Raw genomic sequence first — 19473 nt, forward strand, 5'->3', positions numbered from 1 at the left:
TGAGATAGGAGGTAGTATTAATGGCATTTGAATTTAAATTCCCAGATATTGGTGAAGGAATCACAGAGGGTGAAATCGTAAAGTGGTTCGTTAATGAAGGCGATGAAGTAAAAGAAGACGATACACTATGTGAGGTTCAGAACGATAAAGCTGTCGTTGAAATTCCTTCACCTGTAGATGGTACAGTTAAGAAGATCCACGTTGCAGAAGGTGAAGTTGCAAACGTTGGTAATGTATTTATTACTTTAGATGCTGAAGGATATGAGTCCGAAGAACCAGCAGAAGAAGCTAAGGAAGAAGCACCAAAAGCAGAAGCAAAATCAGAAGAAAAACCAGCAGCAGAGTCAGCACAAGCAGAAGAATCTGATGGCAAACGCGTTATCGCAATGCCTTCTGTTAGAAAATATGCTCGTGAAAACGATGTGAACATTCAAGCGGTGTCAGGTACTGGTAAAAACGGTCGTATTCTAAAAGAAGATATTGATAACTATCTAAATGGTGGTCAAACTTCAGAAGCTGCACAAGCAGAAGAATCTACTGATAAGAGCACAGAAACTAAACAAGCTCCAGTTGTGTCAGAAGGACAATATCCTGAATCACGCGAGAAGATGACAAGTATCCGTAAAGCTATTGCTAAAGCAATGGTTAACTCGAAATCAAAAGCACCACATGTTACATTAATGGATGATGTAGAAGTATCAGCACTAGTTACACATCGTAAGAAATTCAAAGCTGTTGCAGCTGACCAAGGCATTAAATTAACCTTCTTGCCGTATGTTGTAAAAGCATTGGTTTCAGCATCTAAGAAATATCCAATTCTAAATTCTTATATTGATGAAGCAACAGACGAAATCGTTGAAAAACATTATTATAACGTTGGTATTGCTGCTGATACAGATCGTGGATTACTTGTACCAGTTGTTAAAAATGCAGACCGCAAATCTATCTTTGAGATTTCCGCGGAGATAAATGAATTGGCAGTTAAAGCTCGTGATGGTAAACTTACACCAGACGAGATGAAAGGCGCATCAAATACCATTTCAAATATTGGTTCTGCTGGTGGTCAATGGTTTACACCTGTACTTAACTACCCAGAAGCATGTATCCTTGGTATCGGACGAATTGCTGAGAAGCCAATCGTAAAAGATGGCGAAATCGTAATCGCTCCAGTTCTTGCATTATCACTTAGCTTCGATCACCGTATCGTTGATGGTGCAACGGCACAAAACGCTTTGAATCAAATCAAACGATTACTAAATGATCCACAATTAATTATGATGGAGGCGTAAGACAATGGTAGTAGGAGATTTTCCAATCGAAGTAGATACGTTAGTTGTTGGAGCAGGACCTGGTGGCTATGTTGCTGCCATCCGTGCAGCACAGTTAGGCCAAAAAGTAACAATCGTTGAAAAAAATGCAATTGGTGGGGTTTGCTTAAATGTAGGTTGTATCCCTTCTAAAGCATTAATTTCAGCAGGACATTCATTTGAAAGTGCTACTGGAAATGAAGCATTAGGAATTAAAACTGAAAATGTTACCATTGATTTCGCGAAGGTTCAAGAGTGGAAAGGTAGCGTTGTTAATAAACTTACTTCTGGTGTTGAAAGCTTACTAAAAGGGAATAAAGTTGATATCGTAAGAGGCGAAGTTTATTTTCATGATGCAAATACAGTAAAAGTAATGGATGAGAATACTTCTCAAACATATAAATTTAATAACTGTATTATTGCAACTGGCTCACATCCAATTGAAATTCCTACTTTCAAGTTCTCTGATCGAGTATTAGATTCAACTGGTGCTCTAAACTTGAAAGAAGTACCGAAGAAATTGGTAGTAATTGGTGCTGGATATGTTGGTAGTGAATTAGGATCTGCATACGCTAACTTTGGTACAGAAGTAACTTTCCTTGAAGGTGCTAAAGATATCTTAGGTGGATTCGAGAAACAAATGACTGCACTAGTTAAAAAAGGCCTTAAAGCTAAAGGTGCAACAATTGTAACAGAAGCAATGGCTAAAGGTGTAGAAGAAACTGCTGATGGTGTTAAAGTTACTTATGAAGTTAAAGGTAAAGAAGAGACTGTAGAAGCTGATTATGTACTAGTAACAGTTGGTCGTCGTCCAAATACTTCAGAGCTTGGACTTGAACAAGTTGGAATTGAAATGGATGAGAAAGGTCTTATCAAAGTAGATAAGCAATCTCGTACGAATATTAGCAACATCTATGCAATTGGTGATATTGTACCAGGACTTCCACTCGCACATAAAGCATCATATGAAGGTAAAATTGCAGCTGAAGCAATTAGCGGTGAAAAATCTGAAGTGGATTATATCGGTATGCCTGCTGTTGCCTTTACAGAACCTGAACTTGCACAAGTTGGTTTAACAGAGCAACAAGCAAAAGATGCTGGATATGATGTTAAGGTTGGCAAATTCCCATTTGCTGCAAATGGCCGTGCATTATCATTAAACAATAGCGATGGTTTCTTGAAACTTATCACTCGTAAAGAGGACGGATTAGTTCTTGGTGGTCAAATTGCTGGACCAAATGCAAGTGATATGATTTCTGAGCTTAGCTTAGCTGTTGAATCAGGCATGACTGCGGAAGATATTGCATTAACAGTCCATGCACATCCAACATTGGGTGAAATTACAATGGAAGCTGCAGAAGTAGCTATTGGTAAACCAATCCATATTATGTAAGCACGACATTATAAATTTTTAAGGGATAGCTGAATTACCGGCTATCCCTTTTGTTTTTTTAAACCCAGAATAGGGTATGTGTAAAATATTAGCGCATCTAGATATTGCACTCCCGAGTATGCTATGATTCTCTTTAAAGAAGCTACATATTTTTAAAAAAGAGGAGGACGTTGGCTGTGAAACAAAACGTAATCACCATGTTAATCGTTATGTTAATGCTATTTTTATCGGCATGTAATACGGAATCTACATCCCAATCCGTTTCATTGAATGAGGAAGTGAAGGAAGAGCCAACCAGCAATGAAGAAGAGCCGAATAATAAAACAGATGAAGCTGTTAGAGAGGAACTAGGGAAAGAAGAGGATAATCAGGAAGAAGAAGTACGTGCGGTATACCAAGTTTCTGATAAATCAACCGTTATCCCACTAGCAGAAGATATTGATGAAAATGTTGTATTACTAACCTTTGATGATGCTCCTGATAGATATTCATTGGACATTGCTGAAACGCTGAGATCCTTGGATGCAAATGCAATATTCTTTGTGAATGGGCATTTCATTAGTACTCCAGAGGGAGAAGATAAATTGAGAAAAATCCATGATATGGGTTTTTTGATTGGTAATCATACATATAACCATCCATTATTATCGACGATTTCTGAGGAGGAACAAAAAGAAGAAATTGTTTCGTTGAATAATCGTATAGAAGAAATAATTGGTGAACGACCGAAGTTTTTCCGTGCACCAAATGGGGTTAATACAGATTATTCAAAACAGGTTGTACAGGATGAAGGTATGGTGTTAATGAACTGGACTTATGGTTATGATTATTTTGAGCCATATATGAATAAAGGTAAGCTAACAACCGCAATGATTACTGGTGAAGGTCCAGAGGCTGATGTGCCTTATTCGCTTCTAAAACCCGGAGCGAATTTATTGATGCATGATAGGGAATGGACTTCAGCTGCACTTGCAGATATTATCAAGGGATTGCGTGAAAGTGGATATGAAATGGTAGATCCTAACCTAATTCAAATAAAGTGAAACTTCATTAAGTGGGGAGCTTACAGCAAGTTAATTCGGGATAAATTTACATTGAATTCTCATACAAATCAATAGAAGATCATCTTAGGCGCATATTTTCCATTGTGACATGTAATATATTTATATAGTCATCATTAATAATAAAAAATAATTTAATATGTCATACTATTTAGGGTTGATTTATTAAATATGCTATATTATAATATGAATACGTTATCAAATAGATTGCAAAGGGGTTGGGCTAATGGGAACGATTATTTGTCAAGATTGTCAAAAGGTTATTGAAAATTATGACGAGGAAAAAGTTACAACTCTTTACAGTACATGTCCTAACTGTAAAAAATAATCATTCGTACACAGCTTAATAGTACATTCAGTCTATCTCATTAACTGAATGATGCAATCGACGAAGATAAAAATAGAATAAATCATAATTCCAACAGTTACATATATCAATGTAGCTGTTTTTTCTATTTAATACTCGCTTGTAGGTATTAAAGTAATTTTAGATTTTGCATTAATGGCATGTTACTATTAAATTAAATATTTAAAATAAAGGGGAATCATTTGTGAACTTTAATACGAGAATCACATCATTATTAGACATTCAGTATCCAATTATCCAAGGGGGACTTGCTTATTTGGCTTATTCAGATTTAGCTGCAGCAGTTTCCAATGCTGGTGGGCTGGGGCAAATTACGGCGATGAGCCTGCCGGGTCCTGATGAGTTAAAAAATGAAATTAAACGTGTGAGAAGCTTAACAAATAAACCATTTGGTGTAAATTTTGCCATTGGTCAACATGGGCGGCCATTTGCAGAAATGGTTGAAGTGGCAATTGAAGGTGAAGTTCCGGTTATCTCTATCACGGGTGGAAATCCTAAAGGCGTAATAGATATGACGCGTGGTCATAATGTTAAAATCTTAGTTCTTGTAGCCGCAAAACGACAAGCAAAAAAGGCGGAGGAAATAGGTGCAGACGCGGTAATGGTTGTTGGTCAAGAGGGGGGAGGACATCTTGGTCGAAGTGATACTGGAACCTTTGTATTAACACCTGAAGTTGTGGATCATGTATCGATACCTGTTATTGCCTCAGGCGGAATTGTTGATGGTCGAGGATTAATGGCTGCACTTAGTTTAGGTGCAGAAGGAATAGAGTTGGGTACAAGGTTTATCGCAACGAAGGAATGTGTTGCAGCACATGCTGCATATAAGCAGGCAATTGTTGATGCAGATGAGAATTCTACAGTTGTGATCAAGCGTTCAATTGGTGCACCTGCAAGAGCATTAAGAAATGCTTGGACAGAGGAAATTTTAGCAATTGAAAAATTAGAACAAGGCTATGAATCCTTGAAAGACCATATTAGTGGTGAAGCGAATAAACGCTATATTTATGATGGAAATGCGAAGAACGGATTCGGTTGGGCAGGTCAATCCTCCATTAGAATCCATGATATACCATCCGTTGAGGAGCTAATTCAATCCATTGTAATAGAAGCAGAGGAAATTAGAAAGGCTTGGATATAGTAATAAAAAATCAATCATAGCAAAGGAAAAGTGAGGCAGCCATAACTGGTGCCTCACCTTGGTATTCTTGACTGTAGTGAAATATGATAAAGGGGAATTAACCTATCATACACATCCTTGACAGTTTCTATAAACGTATCTCCATCAGCAATACGGACATCTTCTTGAGGGAGTTGCAGACCAATCAGAAATTCTGCCTTCTTCACATCACGAAAACGCTCCAACTCTTTCAATTGTAATTCTTCTAGTTTAATAGAATCCCTTTTCATATGATCCATTGAAATGACAAAGTCATTTGGGAGTTGTTTGATTTCATCGAAATGGTTGATTAGTGATTTTGCTATTTCCTGCTTATGTGGCAATTCATAAATAAGTGCGAGCCAGACAAATACATGGTCATCGAATAAGCCAACCTGAAAGTGGGGGTGCTGTTTATAGCCGCGTTTATTATCCGCTATAGCTAACCAAGTATCATTAGGTGGGTTAACGGTTCTTCTTGCATGTCTAGCAATATGTAAATATACTTCATTTCCTAATTTTGCTGAAAGATAATCTACTAATTCATTGCCAATTTTTTGGAACTTCGGCTGAATTCTCGTTTGGATTGCTTCCATTCTTTCGTCTAGTCCATTAATTTGAAATGTGTCAAAATCCTGTTTTGAAAAGCCTGTAAAAGCCAAATTATTCACCTTCCGATTATTTAAAAATGTAATAATAATTATTAGGTATTGATAGAATAAAGTCAAGCGATACCAACAGTTTAACCTGAATATAAATCGTATCGATGTTTAAAATCAGCTTAAAATGGGAAGAGTTATAAAATAAATAATTGATTTCTGAAAATTAAATGAACGAATCACAATGAAATTCATAAAATATAAGAAAGATAAATAGATGGAATAGACTTAGGCGAAAGGTTGTGGACAATTTGAAATATGTAATGGAAGCATTAAAACGTAAAGAAGCGGAAGAAAAGCTGCCAGTTATCCGAATGGAAATTGATTATGAATTGGTTACACTTTATGATGCAATGCAGGAAAAAGACAAATTACAAATAATAAAAACAAAGGATCGATTAGAAGCGTTAAGAATTCAAATGCTTGAAATAGAAAATGAAGTATAAGTTTCCTCCTGGATGAATAAATATGACGTGCCCCATTCTATTTGGTACAATATTAGGTATCAGCTAAATGGAGGTATATTGATGAATATAGATGAACGAAATGCAATATATAATCAAGCAAAAGAGTGGGTATTCACCGCCGGAAAAAATATTCGAGCAAAAATTGATGATCCCTTAGTTATTGATACAAAATCGAATCCTAATGATCTTGTAACAACGATGGACAAAGAAACTGAAGCGTATTTTGTTGAGAAGATAAATCAAGAATATCCAGAGCACCATATTATCGGTGAGGAAGGATATGGTGATAAGCTTACAACATTAGCTGGTACGGTTTGGATTATTGATCCGATAGATGGGACCATGAATTTTGTTCATCAAAAACGGAACTTTGCAATCTCGGTTGGGATTTACCATGAAGGAATTGGTGAAATCGGGTTAATCTATGATGTTATGAACGATATCTTGTATCATGCAAAAAGAAATGAAGGAGCATATAAAAACGAAGCAAAATTGGCTCCATTAAAGCAGGATGTTAAATTTGAAGAAGCAATTATTGGTATGAATCATTTTTGGTTATGTGAAAATCGTTTAGTAGATGAGAAGGTAATGCAACAATTCGTTCGTAAAATCAGAGGTACGAGAACATATGGATCTGCAGCACTCGAGTTTGCATACGTGGCAGAGGGGATTGTTGATGGATATTTAACAATGAACCTAGCACCATGGGATATTGCAGCGGGAATCGTAATTGTAAATGAAGTCGGTGGCGTGACAACAGATATTGCCGGCGTAACGCTCAGTATGTTGGAGAAAAATTCAGTCTTTACATGCAACGCCAGCTTACAGCATGAAATTATTCAATTCATAGAAAAGGGGAGAAAGTGACGGCGGTTCATGTCACTTTCTTTTTTCTGGAAATTCCAAAGGACATAAGTACTGAGCCTAAGAACAAGAATAATAGCACAAGCCATATACTACGTAATGCAATTGCTAGTCCAACTCCGACAAACATCGCTATGACGAGGATAGAAAGTAGTAACATTGGAACATTAATGTTTTTCATGAATATACACCTCATTATTTATTCCATTTTATTATCATAATTTTAGTATAACGCAAAATGAAAAGGGATTCAAAAATCAGCAAGTAAAATCCCAATTCTGTTCAGTTAACATTTCGTAGAGGATGAAGTTTCACTTTATATCATCGGTTTTGGCTGGCGCGAAAAGAGAAGATTTAGTATGATATACAAAGAGTTTGAATTGTTACAAGTTATAAGAATGCTTCAAATGATTTGTTTTCGGCTTATCATTTTGATCCATAAAGAGAGAATAAAATGGGTCTAAGTGGCACTTGGAAAGGGATGGAGGAAAAACGATTGAGTCTATTTTTTGATTTCATTATTGAAAACAATGGCACAGAAAATATTTTTTGGATATTTTATGTTATGAATCTTATCTTTGCTGCAATCGCCTTTAAATTAGGGTTTGCTAGGAAGCTTTCACTACTAAAAAATATTTTTGTTTACTTTATGCTATTTGTTGGTACATATATTATTACAATTTTCAGTGTGTTAAGAATGCCAATGACGGAGAGCTTGATTATTATCATTATCGTGCTTGCAATCTATCGTACAAGACTTCATTTTCAACGTAAGGCTAATAACAATAATCTATAAAAAAAACTGCCATCCTTGGCAGTTTTTTTTATTGCTTAGGAAACTATATAATTGGTGCTGTGGATAACTTAATTACTGAGAATAGCCACGTCCTGTGGCAACGTCGAATCACCTCACGTCCGTGAGGCGCAGTCCGTACACAGCTCAAACTAGCTTTAAGATTTTGTTCAAATCGCACAATCAGCCATTAAAAGAAATCATCTTTTTTCTTTTTTTCACGATATAGATGAAAATTACCTGTTTCATGTCGTTGCACTGTTTTATATTCGATTCTTTCATAACATGTTTCACATAAATACATATAAATACGACGATTTCTTAACCGTTTAGCCTTAGGGGCATTATCATCAATTACTTCTACATGATCACAAAGCGAACATTTTACTTGCATGACTGTCACCTCTAACTAGAAAAGTATGTAAGTAAGTATAGCATAAAGTAAGGGCATCTATTAGTGGAATGCTCTTTTCTATCTTACAAGTGAGTTTTAAAAAAGAATTATTGGGGAAGATGAATACAAAGGCTCTTTTTAAAGAAGGGATGAGTTTAATGAAAAAACGTTATTTATTTCCAAGTATTGGTGCTGTGAGTGCAATTGGCGCTTCAGTTGCAGGGTATTATCTAAAAGAGAAGGGAAATAGGGAGAAGTTAAAGCGAAATCTCCAAGGTCTAAAAAGCAAGCTATTGGGAAAAGAAGATCGAAACTCGACTTTTGAAAATGCTGGGATTCCAGATGAGGCGCCAAATCTCGATCATGAGCAATTAGAAAATGCTAAAATGGTGTCAGAAGGATCACAGTTCGGTGTGCAATATTATAATGAGAAAAAGCATGAGAACAATATAAATTAATGGAAATGCTTAGCGGCTAGGAATAGTTTATTCCTAGCCGCTAAGCATTATTGCTATTTTATTAATGGTGGTTGGATTGTTCTTTTTCTACTTCTTTTATTTTACTCTTATCCTCTTGTGGAATGGATTGTTTATTTTGGTCAGGTTCGGGCGGTTGATTTTCAGTAACTGGAAACTCCGGCATGAACCTTCCGACAATTGCTGCTAGCTCGTCTACAATTCCTTGAACAGGATATCCTTGCCTCATTCTATCTGCCATGCCACGAATTCTTTCCATCGCATCTGCGTCCGCTATAACAACAGCGGTTTTCCCATATGGATCATGATAGAGTGCTTCAGATACTGAATATTTTATTGTGCCAACACGTGTGCGATCGAGGTCCTTATTGACATCTATTCCCACTACAGCATATGGTCCGGCGACGACCGCTGAAGCTCCATTTACATCCGGCACGTCAGAAGCAATATTTGCCAGATGGGTAGCAATTTCGTTGTTCGTTAGTTCCTTGTGTTCTGTAGGAGACGAATTCTTTACTCGCATCAGTTGATTATCATTACGTGCCTCCGGTGCAAGCGAATTTTCATCTTTATTTGCACAACCACTGACAAGCAATGCGGTTATGATAAGAAAAACACCTAAGTAGAATTTCACAACATTTTCCCTCCTAATAACATTCAATAGTGTTATTTTGGTTGAAAAAGGGAAAATTATACGAAAATGGAAGTAGAGAAATTTCTCCTAACATTTTAACAGAAGCGCAAGCGTCTGTTTGAGCTGGACGTGGCTGAAAATGAGTAATAGATTACCCACAATCAATATTATTATATTTCCTATGCTAAAAAGTACGATTAATTAACAATGATTTTCTTCACGTTTTTAATTGGATTATCTTTATTGGATCCGTCATGATAATAGAAATAAACTGGTCCATCATCTTTAAGTGGTTTACCATTCATTGCGAATTGCAAATAGCAGTTCTCTAAATCTTCTAGCGAGATTGTAATATTATCCTGAACATTTTCTCCAATTACGAGTGTGGCATTTATGGCATCTAATTTTATTTCGGCATTTCTAATAAAGTCCTCTATCGGCATAACATAAGAGTGCTTTAAGATTTCTTCACCTTCTACTCTAGAAATTCCTTGGTTTACTGGTGGATTAATCGCCCGTTCCCATCTTTGCGAGGCTTTTTCAAGCTCATCATTTGTATCTGGAAGCTTTGTTGAGTTGCTGAAAGCCTCTTCAATTTTAATTTTACGATCATCAAAAATCCAAACGGTTGGATCAAGTGTGATAGGAAAAATAACGTTTCCAATAATTGGTATGATCATTTTACTTCCCCCTAATGTATGTATCTTTCTCAAGAATAACAGACCTTATTAAATATTACACTTTATTTCATTTGCATTTTCTGATATCTAACGATAATATAATATAAAAGAGAGTGTTTTAACGGAGGGGATGATCCAAATTGATGCCGGAGGTAACTATAAATCATCGTGAAAATGCCTACGCTCTTCTTAAGGCTGATGCAGACAAAATTTTACGACTTATAGAAGTTCAAATTCAAAACTTAACGATGCCGCAATGTCCTGTTTATGAAGATGTGTTGGATACGCAAATGTTTGGACTTTCTAGAGAGATAGATTTTGCAGTTCGCTTGCAATTAATTAGTGAGAATGAAGGTAAAGCTCTTCTTGATAACTTGGAGAAGAGGCTTAATATATTGCATGAAGCATCACAAACATCTTTGTAGGGCTTAGACTCGTGCATTTCGGCGTTTTAGAACTACTAGTAAAAACTTTGCCCATAATGAAACATGGCAAGGTTTTTTTGGTAGATAAGAAAGTTTGAAAACTAAAGTAAAGGGTCATGTTTCTTTATCTGCTACTAAGAAATGTTTGGTCAAATTCGCCACATATCCTGTAAGGCGCAGCCACTACACAGTTCGAACGCGTGCTTTGAGCTTTTGTACTCTGAGAAAGCATAGATTTTTTAGTAGATTAAGAGAGGATTTTGCAGTCTGTTGGAACGCGATAATAACAGCCCTACACATTAAAGTTTAGGGTGTTCTTAAGTTTTCGAAAGATGGAATTAGATTAATAAATTATAAATTTTACACTATTTGCATTAATGTGTTATACTAATTAAAATTTCTAATTCATTTAAACTTATCGAACTATTTTGAGTATAAGGGAAGTTCAGAGCACTGTGCCTTTTATGATACCGGATCTTAAATTGTACATACATCAATTGGACGAGTGATTTATCGCTATCTGTACGTGAAAGATTGGAACTTCCTCTTGTAAATACATATTAAGTGGGGAGAAGTAAGATGATTCAGAAATTAAGAGATTATGATTTTACATTAATAATTACACCATTACTTTTAACTGCTTTCGGACTTGTAATGATTTACAGTGCTAGCATGGTATCGGCGGTTGTCGAAGGGATGGAAAGTACTTACTATCTTAAACGGCAAGCAATGTGGTTTGCTATTGGATTCATTGGATTTATTGTTTGTAGTATTTTTCCCTATAAACACTATCAGAAGATAATCAAGCCAATTGTATTTGGCATTATTTTGTTATTGCTTGGTGTTTTGATCTTTGGTTCAGTAGTAAATAATGCTAAGTCTTGGTTTAGGTTAGGACCATTTAGTCTCCAACCAGCAGAATTCGCCAAGTTAGCATTAATCATGTATCTAGCCTCAGTGTATTCTAAAAAACAATCCTATCTTGATAACTTATCTAAGGGGGTATTGCCACCGCTAATCATGACGGGGATAGTCTTAGGTCTCATTGTATTACAACCTGATATCGGGACGGCTTCCATAATTTTCTTAATTGCATGCTCGATTATTTTTAGTTCGGGTATAAGATTTAAGCATTTATCAATCTTGATTGCTGTCGGTATTGGGCTTGTTATTCTAGCAATACCATATATGGTTACAGATGAACGGCTCTCAAGGTTTACAGGTGCATACCAGCCTTTTGAAACGCCTGATTCTGATGGATATCAATTAATACAATCTTATTTAGCCATAGGCACTGGTGGTATTACCGGCGTAGGACTTGGACAAGGTGTACAGAAACTTGGATACTTAACTCAAGCTGAATCGGATTTCATCATGGCAACAATTGCTGAAGAATTAGGATTTATCGGCGTTATCGTCGTTATTGGGTTAATTGCAATTATCGTATTGAGAGGTATATTTATTGCTAGGAAAAGCGACGAAAGTTTTGGGGCATTACTAGCGATAGGGATATCCTCGATGGTAGGAATTCAAGCATGTATCAATTTAGGTGCAATAAGCGGTCTGCTCCCGATTACAGGTGTTCCACTACCATTTATAAGTAATGGTGGGTCATCATTATTTGTTTTACTTATTTCTATGGGGATCTTAAATAATGTAGCAATGAATGTTAAAAGAAGAGAACGTGAACAGAGTTAAATTTTATTAAAAGTAATTTTTACTACAAAAATAGGGGTGGATCATTATGACAGAAGTGAAAGAGATTAAAAAAGTTTTAGTCGCAAATCGCGGTGAGATTGCTATTCGCGTTTTCCGAGCATGTACAGAGCTTAATATTCGTACTGTTGCTATTTATTCAGCCGAAGATTCTTCATCATTCCATCGTTTTAAAGCGGATGAAGCTTATTTAATTGGTCAAGGATTGAAGCCTATTGATGCATATCTAGATATTGAAGGAATCATTCGATTAGCAAAAAGCTTGAATGTGGATGCAATTCATCCAGGTTATGGATTTTTATCTGAAAATATTCAATTTGCGAAGCGATGTGAAGAAGAAGGAATTATCTTTATTGGGCCAACAAGTGAGCATTTAAATATGTTTGGTGACAAGGTAAAGGCAAGGGAACAAGCAGCGAATGCAGGTATTCCAATCATTCCTGGTAGTGATGGGCCAATTGATTCAATTGAAGATGTAAAAGCGTTCGGTAGCAAATATGGCTATCCAATTATCATTAAAGCATCCCTAGGTGGAGGCGGTCGCGGAATGCGAATTGTTGAAGATGAACATAGTGTATCAGAGGCATATGATCGTGCAAAATCGGAAGCAAAAGCAGCATTTGGTAATGATGAAGTATACTTAGAAAAATTAATTAAAAATCCAAAGCATATTGAAGTACAAATTATTGGTGATAATAATGGAAATATCGTTCATTTATATGATCGAGACTGTTCGATTCAACGTCGTCATCAGAAAGTTATCGAAATTGCTCCTAGTTTATCATTAACAGATAAGCTACGTGAGGAGATTTGTGAAGCTGCAGTTCAATTGATGTCAAAAGTGAAGTATTTGAATGCTGGAACCGTTGAATTTCTTGTAACAGATAATGCGTTTTACTTTATAGAAGTGAATCCACGTGTTCAAGTAGAGCATACAATTACGGAAATGATTACTGGTATCGATATTGTCCAAACCCAAATTAAAGTAGCAGAAGGCAGAAGCCTACATGATAAATCCATTAATATTCCGGAGCAAGAAAACATTAGAATTGATGGATATGCAATTCAGTCACGGATTACTACAGAAGATCCGTTAAATAATTTCATGCCTGATACAGGGAAAATTGTTGCATATCGGTCTGGTGGGGGCTTTGGTGTCCGTTTAGATGCAGGAAATGGCTTCCAAGGTGCAATCATTTCTCCTCATTATGACTCATTATTAGTAAAAGTATCGACATGGGCACAGAGTTTCGAACAGGCTGCAAGCAAAATGATTCGGAATCTAAAAGAGTTCCGAATTCGCGGTATTAAAACGAATATTCCATTTTTAGAAAATGTGATTCAGCATGAGCAATTTTTAACTGGAGAATGTGATACAACTTTTATTGATAAGACGCCTGAATTATTCATTTTTCCTACGCGTAAAGACCGCGGGACGAAAATGCTTACATATATCGGCAATACGACGATAAATGGTGTAGAAGGTACGATTAAGAAGGACAAACCGCATTTTACAAAATTGAGTATCCCATTTGTAGATCCGTTTGAAGAAATGCCACGTGGCACAAAGCAAATTTTAGATGAACAAGGTCCAGAAGCTTTAGCAAAGTGGTTGATGGAGCAACAGGAAGTACTTTTAACTGATACGACCTTCCGCGATGCACATCAATCGCTGTTAGCAACTAGAGTTAGAACAAAGGATATTCTACAGATAGCAGAACCAACCGCACGCTTGTTGCCAAATCTATTTTCGGTTGAAATGTGGGGAGGAGCGACCTTTGATGTTGCCTATCGTTTCTTAAAAGAAGACCCATGGACAAGACTAATTAGACTTCGGGAGAAAATGCCGAATATTCTATTCCAAATGCTACTTCGTTCAAGCAATGCGGTTGGCTATAAGAATTATCCAGATAACTTAATTCAGGAATTTGTTGAAAAGAGTGCCAGTGCTGGTATTGATGTTTATCGTATTTTTGATAGTTTAAACTGGGTTGAAGGTATGAGACTTGCAATTGATTCTGTAAGAGAAAATAATAAAATTGCTGAAGCAACAATGTGTTATACAGGGAATATTTTAGATGTTGGACGTAAGAAATATGACCTTAATTATTATCTTAATTTAGCGAAGGAGCTTGAAGAGGCAGGAGCTCATATCTTAGGAATTAAAGATATGGCTGGATTACTCAAGCCTGAAGCTGCATATCAATTAATTTCTAGCTTGAAAGATACACTTAATATTCCAATTCATCTGCACATGCATGATACAAGTGGAAACGGAATTATCACTTACGCTCGTGCAATCGATGCTGGTGTAGATGTAGTGGATGTTGCTGCAGGTGCGATGTCAGGACTTACGTCACAGCCAAGTGCACAATCGTTATACCATGCACTTGAAGGAACAACTCGCCAACCAAAAGTGAATGTAGCTAATTATGAAAAATTATCAAATTACTGGGAAGGTGTTCGGGAATATTATCAGGATTTTGAAAGTGGGATGAAAGCACCACATACCGAAATATACTTCCATGAAATGCCTGGTGGCCAATATAGTAATTTAAAACAACAAGCCAAAGCTGTTGGGTTGGAAGATCGCTGGGAAGAAGTGAAAAAGACGTATCATCAAGTGAATGAAATGTTTGGTGATATTATTAAAGTAACACCATCATCAAAAGTTATTGGTGATATGACACTCTTCATGGTACAGAATAACCTTATGGAGGAAGAGGTTTATGAACGTGGTGAGACGATTGATTTCCCAGATTCTGTTATCGAATTTGCGCAAGGATATATTGGACAACCATATCAAGGCTTCCCAGAGAAATTACAAAAAGTTATCCTAAAGGAAAAAGAAGCCATCACAGTACGACCTGGTGAATTATTAGAGCCAGTAGACTTTAAACAGACAAGAGATTATTTGTTTAGAGAGCTAAATCGACCTGTTTCAAGCTTCGATGTTATTGCGTATGCACTATATCCAAAAGTATTTATGGATTACAATAAATTCACGGAGACTTATGGAGATGTGTCAGTACTTGATACGCCTACATTCTTCTATGGCATGAATTTAGAAGAAGTCATCGAAGTAGAAATTGAAAAAGGAAAAACATTATTTGTAAAATTAAATTCAATTTCTGAACCAAAACCAGATGGCACACGTGTTGTTTATTTTGAATTGAATGGTCAATCAAGAGAAGTTACTATTAAGGATGACAGTGTAGAATCGAAATTAATAACTAGGCAAAAAGCAGAAAAAGGAAATAATAAGCATATTGGTGGTACGATGCCTGGTACTGTCTTAGCAGTCAATTGTGCACCGGGAGACCAAGTTACAAAAGGTGATCATATTATGACGACCGAGGCAATGAAGATGGAGACAACGATCCAAGCTCCATTCACTGGTGTTATAAAAGCAATCCATGTAACGAGTGGAGATGCGATTGAAGTTGGAGACTTACTAGTTGAATTAGAATAGAAATCAAAAACAGGAAGGAGAAATAGCTGATTCTCCTTCCTGTTTTATTGTTCTATGGCGTTTAGTTTATTTGTTTGTAATTTTCATTCCATTGATTCGAATTGGCCATCATTTTTTCCTGTCTCTCGCTTCTTGTAGATAAGAGAATAAAGTAGCTTAGCATTCCGAAGTAACAAGAAATAATAAGTGCATGCATTAAGGCTATACCAAGATTTAACATTGTAAAGATGATCATTGCTCCAAAGAATACTTGTAATGTAATAAGTGTAAGTGTAATGCTCCAACCCCATTTCATTACTCTACTGTTATGATAATGCCTAATCATTCTTATTGCTAACGTGATGGTCCAAGTGAATAAGAGACCTGCTAGCAAACGATGCCCCATTTGTACCCATTCCTGGAAATTATAATCTGTAAACCCGAGTGGAGAGGCATTATTACAAAATGGCCAATCTCCACAAATCATATTTGAATTTGTGTGACGTACTAATGCGCCGGTATATACAACGATAAGCGTATAAATCGAAAGTGCATATATTTCTATTCGATGTCGCTTCTCGATAAAGAGTGAATCTGCATCAAACTTTTTATCTATCTCAAAGATGAGCAGTGCTAGTAGAAAAACAGAAGCGAATGAAAGTAGTGAAATACCAAAATGTGATGCAAGAACAAAATCAGATTGCCCCCACATGACAGCTGCTGCACCAATCAATGATTGTAAGACGATAAAGAAAACCGAAAGAAATGAAAGTAGTTTTACTTCGCGTATATGTCCAATATTTCTCCATGAAAGAATCGATAGGGCTAGAACTACAATTCCGACGCCACCGGTAACCAAACGGTGACTTACTTCTACAACCATTTCAAAGGAGAATTCAGCCTTACATAGTGGCCAACTATCCCCGCAGCCATCCTCAGAACCCGTTTTTGTTACTAGTGCCCCTCCTAAGAGGATAAACAGCATGCCGATAGTGGCGACTACTGATAACCATTTTAAATTTTTAATCATTATTAAGTCCTCACTTTGCTATCTTTATAGAAACGTAAATCCAAAGTATATTTAATGTAATGTACAATTCAGATACATGATAACTAACTTGGATTTAATTACTATTCTATCATAATTATTTAAATTCTCATGTGCTACATAATAGAAATTTCTTGCATTATTGAAAATAGTTTGCTAGAAATAGTATATAGAATGATTATTATAATGCAGTTAAACTTACATATGTTGGGAAAGTAACAGTTAAGTCTCTGTTTCATTGAGTACAAGTTTGTAAATGGATAATAAAGAGTAAATTCATTCTTTTGTCACAATTATACGAGCAAGAAATCTATCATTTGCAAATAATATGACATAGTTATCTAGAATGTAAAACAGTTCCATGGTACAATTGAGTCATTGAAGATTTATAAAACGGATTCATTTCTAATTTAAAGGCATGTCGCAATTTCCATTACTTCATGGGATATTAATCACTACGGTGTTATTGGAAAGGGGGACAAGGATGAGTAAAGTGGATACAGCTTATTCTGAAATGAATCAAGATCCTGCTGTTTCAACTAGTCAAAAGCTTAAGGTACTATTTGCAGAGCTAAAGGCACTTATTAAAATAGGCATCATAAATTCAAATTTAATAACGACGTTTACGGGATTTTGGTTAGCAATTTATTTTTCTAATTCTTCCATTTTTTTACATTGGGGTACTTTTTTCTTAACAATGATTGGAAGCGCGTTAGTAATCGCTGGTGGCTGCATTCTTAATAATTGGTATGATGTAGATATTGATCCTAAAATGACAAGAACAAAGTACAGACCAACAGTAACAGGTTACTTTTCTCTTAGAAATGTCTTGATCATGGGTCTTGTCATCAGTGCAATCGGATTCATTCTATTATTATTTACAACTATAGTAGCAGTAATATTTGGATTTATTGGATGGTTTATTTATGTCGTATTGTATACGATGTGGTCTAAACGAAGGTATACATTAAATACAATAGTGGGAAGCTTTTCTGGGGCAATGCCACCATTAATTGGTTGGACAGCGATTAGTCCGGAATTCAGCATGATTCCATTAGCATTATTTTTAATTATGTTTATTTGGCAAACACCACATTTTCTTTCATTGGCAATGAAGAAAACAGAGGACTATAATGCAGCAAATGTGCCAATGCTTCCGGTGGTATATGGTTTTGAGTTTACAAAGCGGCAAATTGTTATTTACATTGCATGCTTGCTACCATTACCTGTACTCTTAACATCATTAGGAACAACATTTGTTGTAATCGCTACAATTCTTAATATCGCTTGGTTAATCATTGGTTTTAGGGGATTTTTTGCAAAAGATAATCTGAAATGGGCAAATATGATTTTCTTTTTTTCTCTAAACTATTTAACCGTGATGTTTGCAATGATGGTAATTGTCACATTACCAATTTTCAACTGATCATTGTCCTTAATTTATTATTTAATATATAAGGAATCAACAAGGAGAAAGAGAGGTATAATTCATGAATGGTTGGATGGGGAAAATTAGAACAGTTCTGTTGTTAGGTATTCTATCCATAGTGTTAGCAGCTTGTGGAAAAGAAAACTTAACGGCACTTGATCCGAAGGGGTACGGTGCGGATACATCAATGGACATGATAATACTGACAACATTAATCATGGTTGTAGTATTTATAGTGGTAATCATTATTTATTCAATCGTATTAATTCGGTTCCGTCGTAAAAAAGGGCAAGAAGATTACATACCCAAACAAGTTGAAGGAAATCACACCCTTGAAATGGTGTGGACAGCAATTCCAATATTATTAGTTCTTATTATGGGAATTCCAGCTGTCATGACTGTTTTTAATTTAGCAGATGAATCAGAGGCGAGTGATAGCCTAAATATTGAAGTAACTGGTAATCAATACTGGTGGCACTTCAATTATGCTGGTGAAGAAGTAGTTACTAGTCAGGATTTATACATTCCAACTGGTGAAAAGGTTTACCTGAATATGCAATCCTCTGATGTTATTCACTCGTTCTGGGTTCCGAGTATTTCCGGTAAAATGGATGTTAACCCTGAAAACGTAAATACGATGTATATTGAAGCATATGAAGAGGGCGTTTACTGGGGGAAATGTGCTGAATTATGTGGACCATCCCATTCGCTAATGGACTTTAAAGTAATTGCTGTAAGCCCAGAAGAGTTTGAACAGTGGATTGGAGATATGCAAAACGTTGATCCAGCAGCAATACCACAGGATGCAGTTGCACAAGAAGGTAAAGACTTATTTGAAGCTAATAACTGTATGGGATGTCATGCAATTGGATCATCTCCTTCAGCAGTTGGCCCAAATTTAACCAACTTTGGTGACCGTACGAAGATTGCTGGTTACTTAGAACCAACAGAAGAGAACATAGTTGATTGGATCATGGATCCTGATTCGATTAAACCTGGTAACAAGATGGCTGGGATGTATCCAGATCTTACAAAGGACGAGGCGAGCAGTATTGCAGCATACTTAATGCAATTGAAGCCGTCTGAGATTACTCCTGAAAGTGCAGGAGGAATTAAGTAGAAAGCAATATTAGCTAACTAAAATGGGATG

Annotated in this window: 20 protein-coding genes; 14 read left to right on the forward strand and 6 right to left on the reverse strand. The window is 36.2% G+C overall.

The genetic code is table 11. The features are described from left to right. Positions 1-20: 20 nt before the first annotated feature. From CWR48_RS12730 to CWR48_RS12750, 5 genes are all read left to right on the forward strand, one after another. Positions 21-1289, forward strand: a complete 1269-nt coding sequence (locus CWR48_RS12730; RefSeq protein WP_115773603.1) for a dihydrolipoamide acetyltransferase family protein — start codon at positions 21-23, stop codon at positions 1287-1289. A gap of 4 nt (positions 1290-1293) precedes the next feature. Continuing rightward, the gene (gene lpdA / locus CWR48_RS12735; RefSeq protein WP_115773604.1) at positions 1294-2700 is read left to right on the forward strand and encodes a dihydrolipoyl dehydrogenase; all 1407 of its coding nucleotides are present in this window, start codon (positions 1294-1296) and stop codon (positions 2698-2700) included. 176 nt (positions 2701-2876) lie between these two features. Further along, the gene (locus tag CWR48_RS12740) at positions 2877-3743 is read left to right on the forward strand and encodes a polysaccharide deacetylase family protein (RefSeq protein WP_245976798.1); all 867 of its coding nucleotides are present in this window, start codon (positions 2877-2879) and stop codon (positions 3741-3743) included. Between the two features lie 244 nt (positions 3744-3987). Beyond that, on the forward strand, positions 3988-4089 hold the full coding sequence (locus CWR48_RS12745; RefSeq protein WP_115773605.1) for a GapA-binding peptide SR1P: 102 nt from the start codon (positions 3988-3990) through the stop codon (positions 4087-4089). Between the two features lie 223 nt (positions 4090-4312). Beyond that, positions 4313-5269 (forward strand): NAD(P)H-dependent flavin oxidoreductase, encoded by a 957-nt coding sequence (locus tag CWR48_RS12750; protein WP_115773606.1) that lies wholly within the window; start codon positions 4313-4315, stop codon positions 5267-5269. Between the two features lie 53 nt (positions 5270-5322). Here the strand turns inward: CWR48_RS12750 and CWR48_RS12755 are convergent, their stop codons facing one another. Next, positions 5323-5949, reverse strand: a complete 627-nt coding sequence (locus CWR48_RS12755; RefSeq protein ID WP_115773607.1) for a YktB family protein — start codon at positions 5947-5949, stop codon at positions 5323-5325. Positions 5950-6197: 248 nt separating this feature from the next. Here CWR48_RS12755 and CWR48_RS12760 point away from each other — a divergent pair, with 248 nt between their 5' ends. Both CWR48_RS12760 and CWR48_RS12765 read left to right on the forward strand, forming a co-directional pair. Next, positions 6198-6392 (forward strand): hypothetical protein, encoded by a 195-nt coding sequence (locus CWR48_RS12760; RefSeq protein WP_115773608.1) that lies wholly within the window; start codon positions 6198-6200, stop codon positions 6390-6392. A gap of 81 nt (positions 6393-6473) precedes the next feature. Next, positions 6474-7280 (forward strand): inositol monophosphatase family protein, encoded by an 807-nt coding sequence (locus CWR48_RS12765; protein ID WP_115773609.1) that lies wholly within the window; start codon positions 6474-6476, stop codon positions 7278-7280. A gap of 7 nt (positions 7281-7287) precedes the next feature. On the opposite strand, the gene CWR48_RS20445 is transcribed toward CWR48_RS12765, so the two are convergent. Further along, entirely contained in the window at positions 7288-7458 is a 171-nt protein-coding gene (locus CWR48_RS20445) for a DUF5325 family protein (RefSeq protein WP_170140757.1), read from the reverse strand. Positions 7459-7773: 315 nt separating this feature from the next. Here CWR48_RS20445 and CWR48_RS12770 point away from each other — a divergent pair, with 315 nt between their 5' ends. Further along, positions 7774-8073 (forward strand): YlaH-like family protein, encoded by a 300-nt coding sequence (locus CWR48_RS12770; protein WP_115773703.1) that lies wholly within the window; start codon positions 7774-7776, stop codon positions 8071-8073. 187 nt (positions 8074-8260) lie between these two features. Here the strand turns inward: CWR48_RS12770 and CWR48_RS12775 are convergent, their stop codons facing one another. Continuing rightward, a complete protein-coding gene (locus CWR48_RS12775) occupies positions 8261-8464 on the reverse strand; it encodes a YlaI family protein (RefSeq protein WP_115773610.1) in 204 nt (67 codons plus the stop codon). Positions 8465-8622: 158 nt separating this feature from the next. On the opposite strand from CWR48_RS12775, the gene CWR48_RS12780 reads away from it, so the two are divergent. Continuing rightward, entirely contained in the window at positions 8623-8922 is a 300-nt protein-coding gene (locus CWR48_RS12780) for a hypothetical protein (protein WP_115773704.1), read from the forward strand. Between the two features lie 61 nt (positions 8923-8983). Here the strand turns inward: CWR48_RS12780 and CWR48_RS12785 are convergent, their stop codons facing one another. Then, on the reverse strand, positions 8984-9574 hold the full coding sequence (locus CWR48_RS12785; RefSeq protein ID WP_115773611.1) for a YhcN/YlaJ family sporulation lipoprotein: 591 nt from the start codon (positions 9572-9574) through the stop codon (positions 8984-8986). A gap of 197 nt (positions 9575-9771) precedes the next feature. Further along, positions 9772-10254 (reverse strand): hypothetical protein, encoded by a 483-nt coding sequence (locus CWR48_RS12790; RefSeq protein WP_115773612.1) that lies wholly within the window; start codon positions 10252-10254, stop codon positions 9772-9774. Between the two features lie 143 nt (positions 10255-10397). Here CWR48_RS12790 and CWR48_RS12795 point away from each other — a divergent pair, with 143 nt between their 5' ends. From CWR48_RS12795 to pyc, 3 genes are all read left to right on the forward strand, one after another. Beyond that, the gene (locus CWR48_RS12795) at positions 10398-10679 is read left to right on the forward strand and encodes an Fpa/YlaN family protein (protein WP_115773705.1); all 282 of its coding nucleotides are present in this window, start codon (positions 10398-10400) and stop codon (positions 10677-10679) included. Positions 10680-11258: 579 nt separating this feature from the next. Next, entirely contained in the window at positions 11259-12377 is a 1119-nt protein-coding gene (gene ftsW, locus CWR48_RS12800; protein ID WP_115773613.1) for a putative lipid II flippase FtsW, read from the forward strand. A gap of 46 nt (positions 12378-12423) precedes the next feature. Next, the gene (gene pyc, locus CWR48_RS12805; RefSeq protein WP_115773614.1) at positions 12424-15867 is read left to right on the forward strand and encodes a pyruvate carboxylase; all 3444 of its coding nucleotides are present in this window, start codon (positions 12424-12426) and stop codon (positions 15865-15867) included. A 61-nt stretch (positions 15868-15928) separates the two neighbouring features. Here the strand turns inward: pyc and CWR48_RS12810 are convergent, their stop codons facing one another. Continuing rightward, positions 15929-16876 carry a COX15/CtaA family protein gene (locus CWR48_RS12810; RefSeq protein WP_115773615.1) on the reverse strand — a complete coding sequence of 316 codons (948 nt, stop codon included), beginning with the start codon at positions 16874-16876 and terminating at the stop codon, positions 15929-15931. Positions 16877-17378: 502 nt separating this feature from the next. Here CWR48_RS12810 and cyoE point away from each other — a divergent pair. Both cyoE and coxB read left to right on the forward strand, forming a co-directional pair. Continuing rightward, the gene (gene cyoE, locus CWR48_RS12815) at positions 17379-18320 is read left to right on the forward strand and encodes a heme o synthase (protein ID WP_115773616.1); all 942 of its coding nucleotides are present in this window, start codon (positions 17379-17381) and stop codon (positions 18318-18320) included. A 64-nt stretch (positions 18321-18384) separates the two neighbouring features. Beyond that, complete coding sequence (coxB, locus tag CWR48_RS12820; RefSeq protein ID WP_115773617.1) at positions 18385-19443, forward strand: cytochrome c oxidase subunit II; 1059 nt, start codon at positions 18385-18387, stop codon at positions 19441-19443. The last annotated feature ends 30 nt before the right edge of the window (positions 19444-19473 follow it).

The organism is Oceanobacillus arenosus, assembly GCF_003369575.1.
In the GTDB taxonomy this organism is placed as follows: Bacteria; Bacillota; Bacilli; order Bacillales; family Amphibacillaceae; genus Oceanobacillus; species Oceanobacillus arenosus.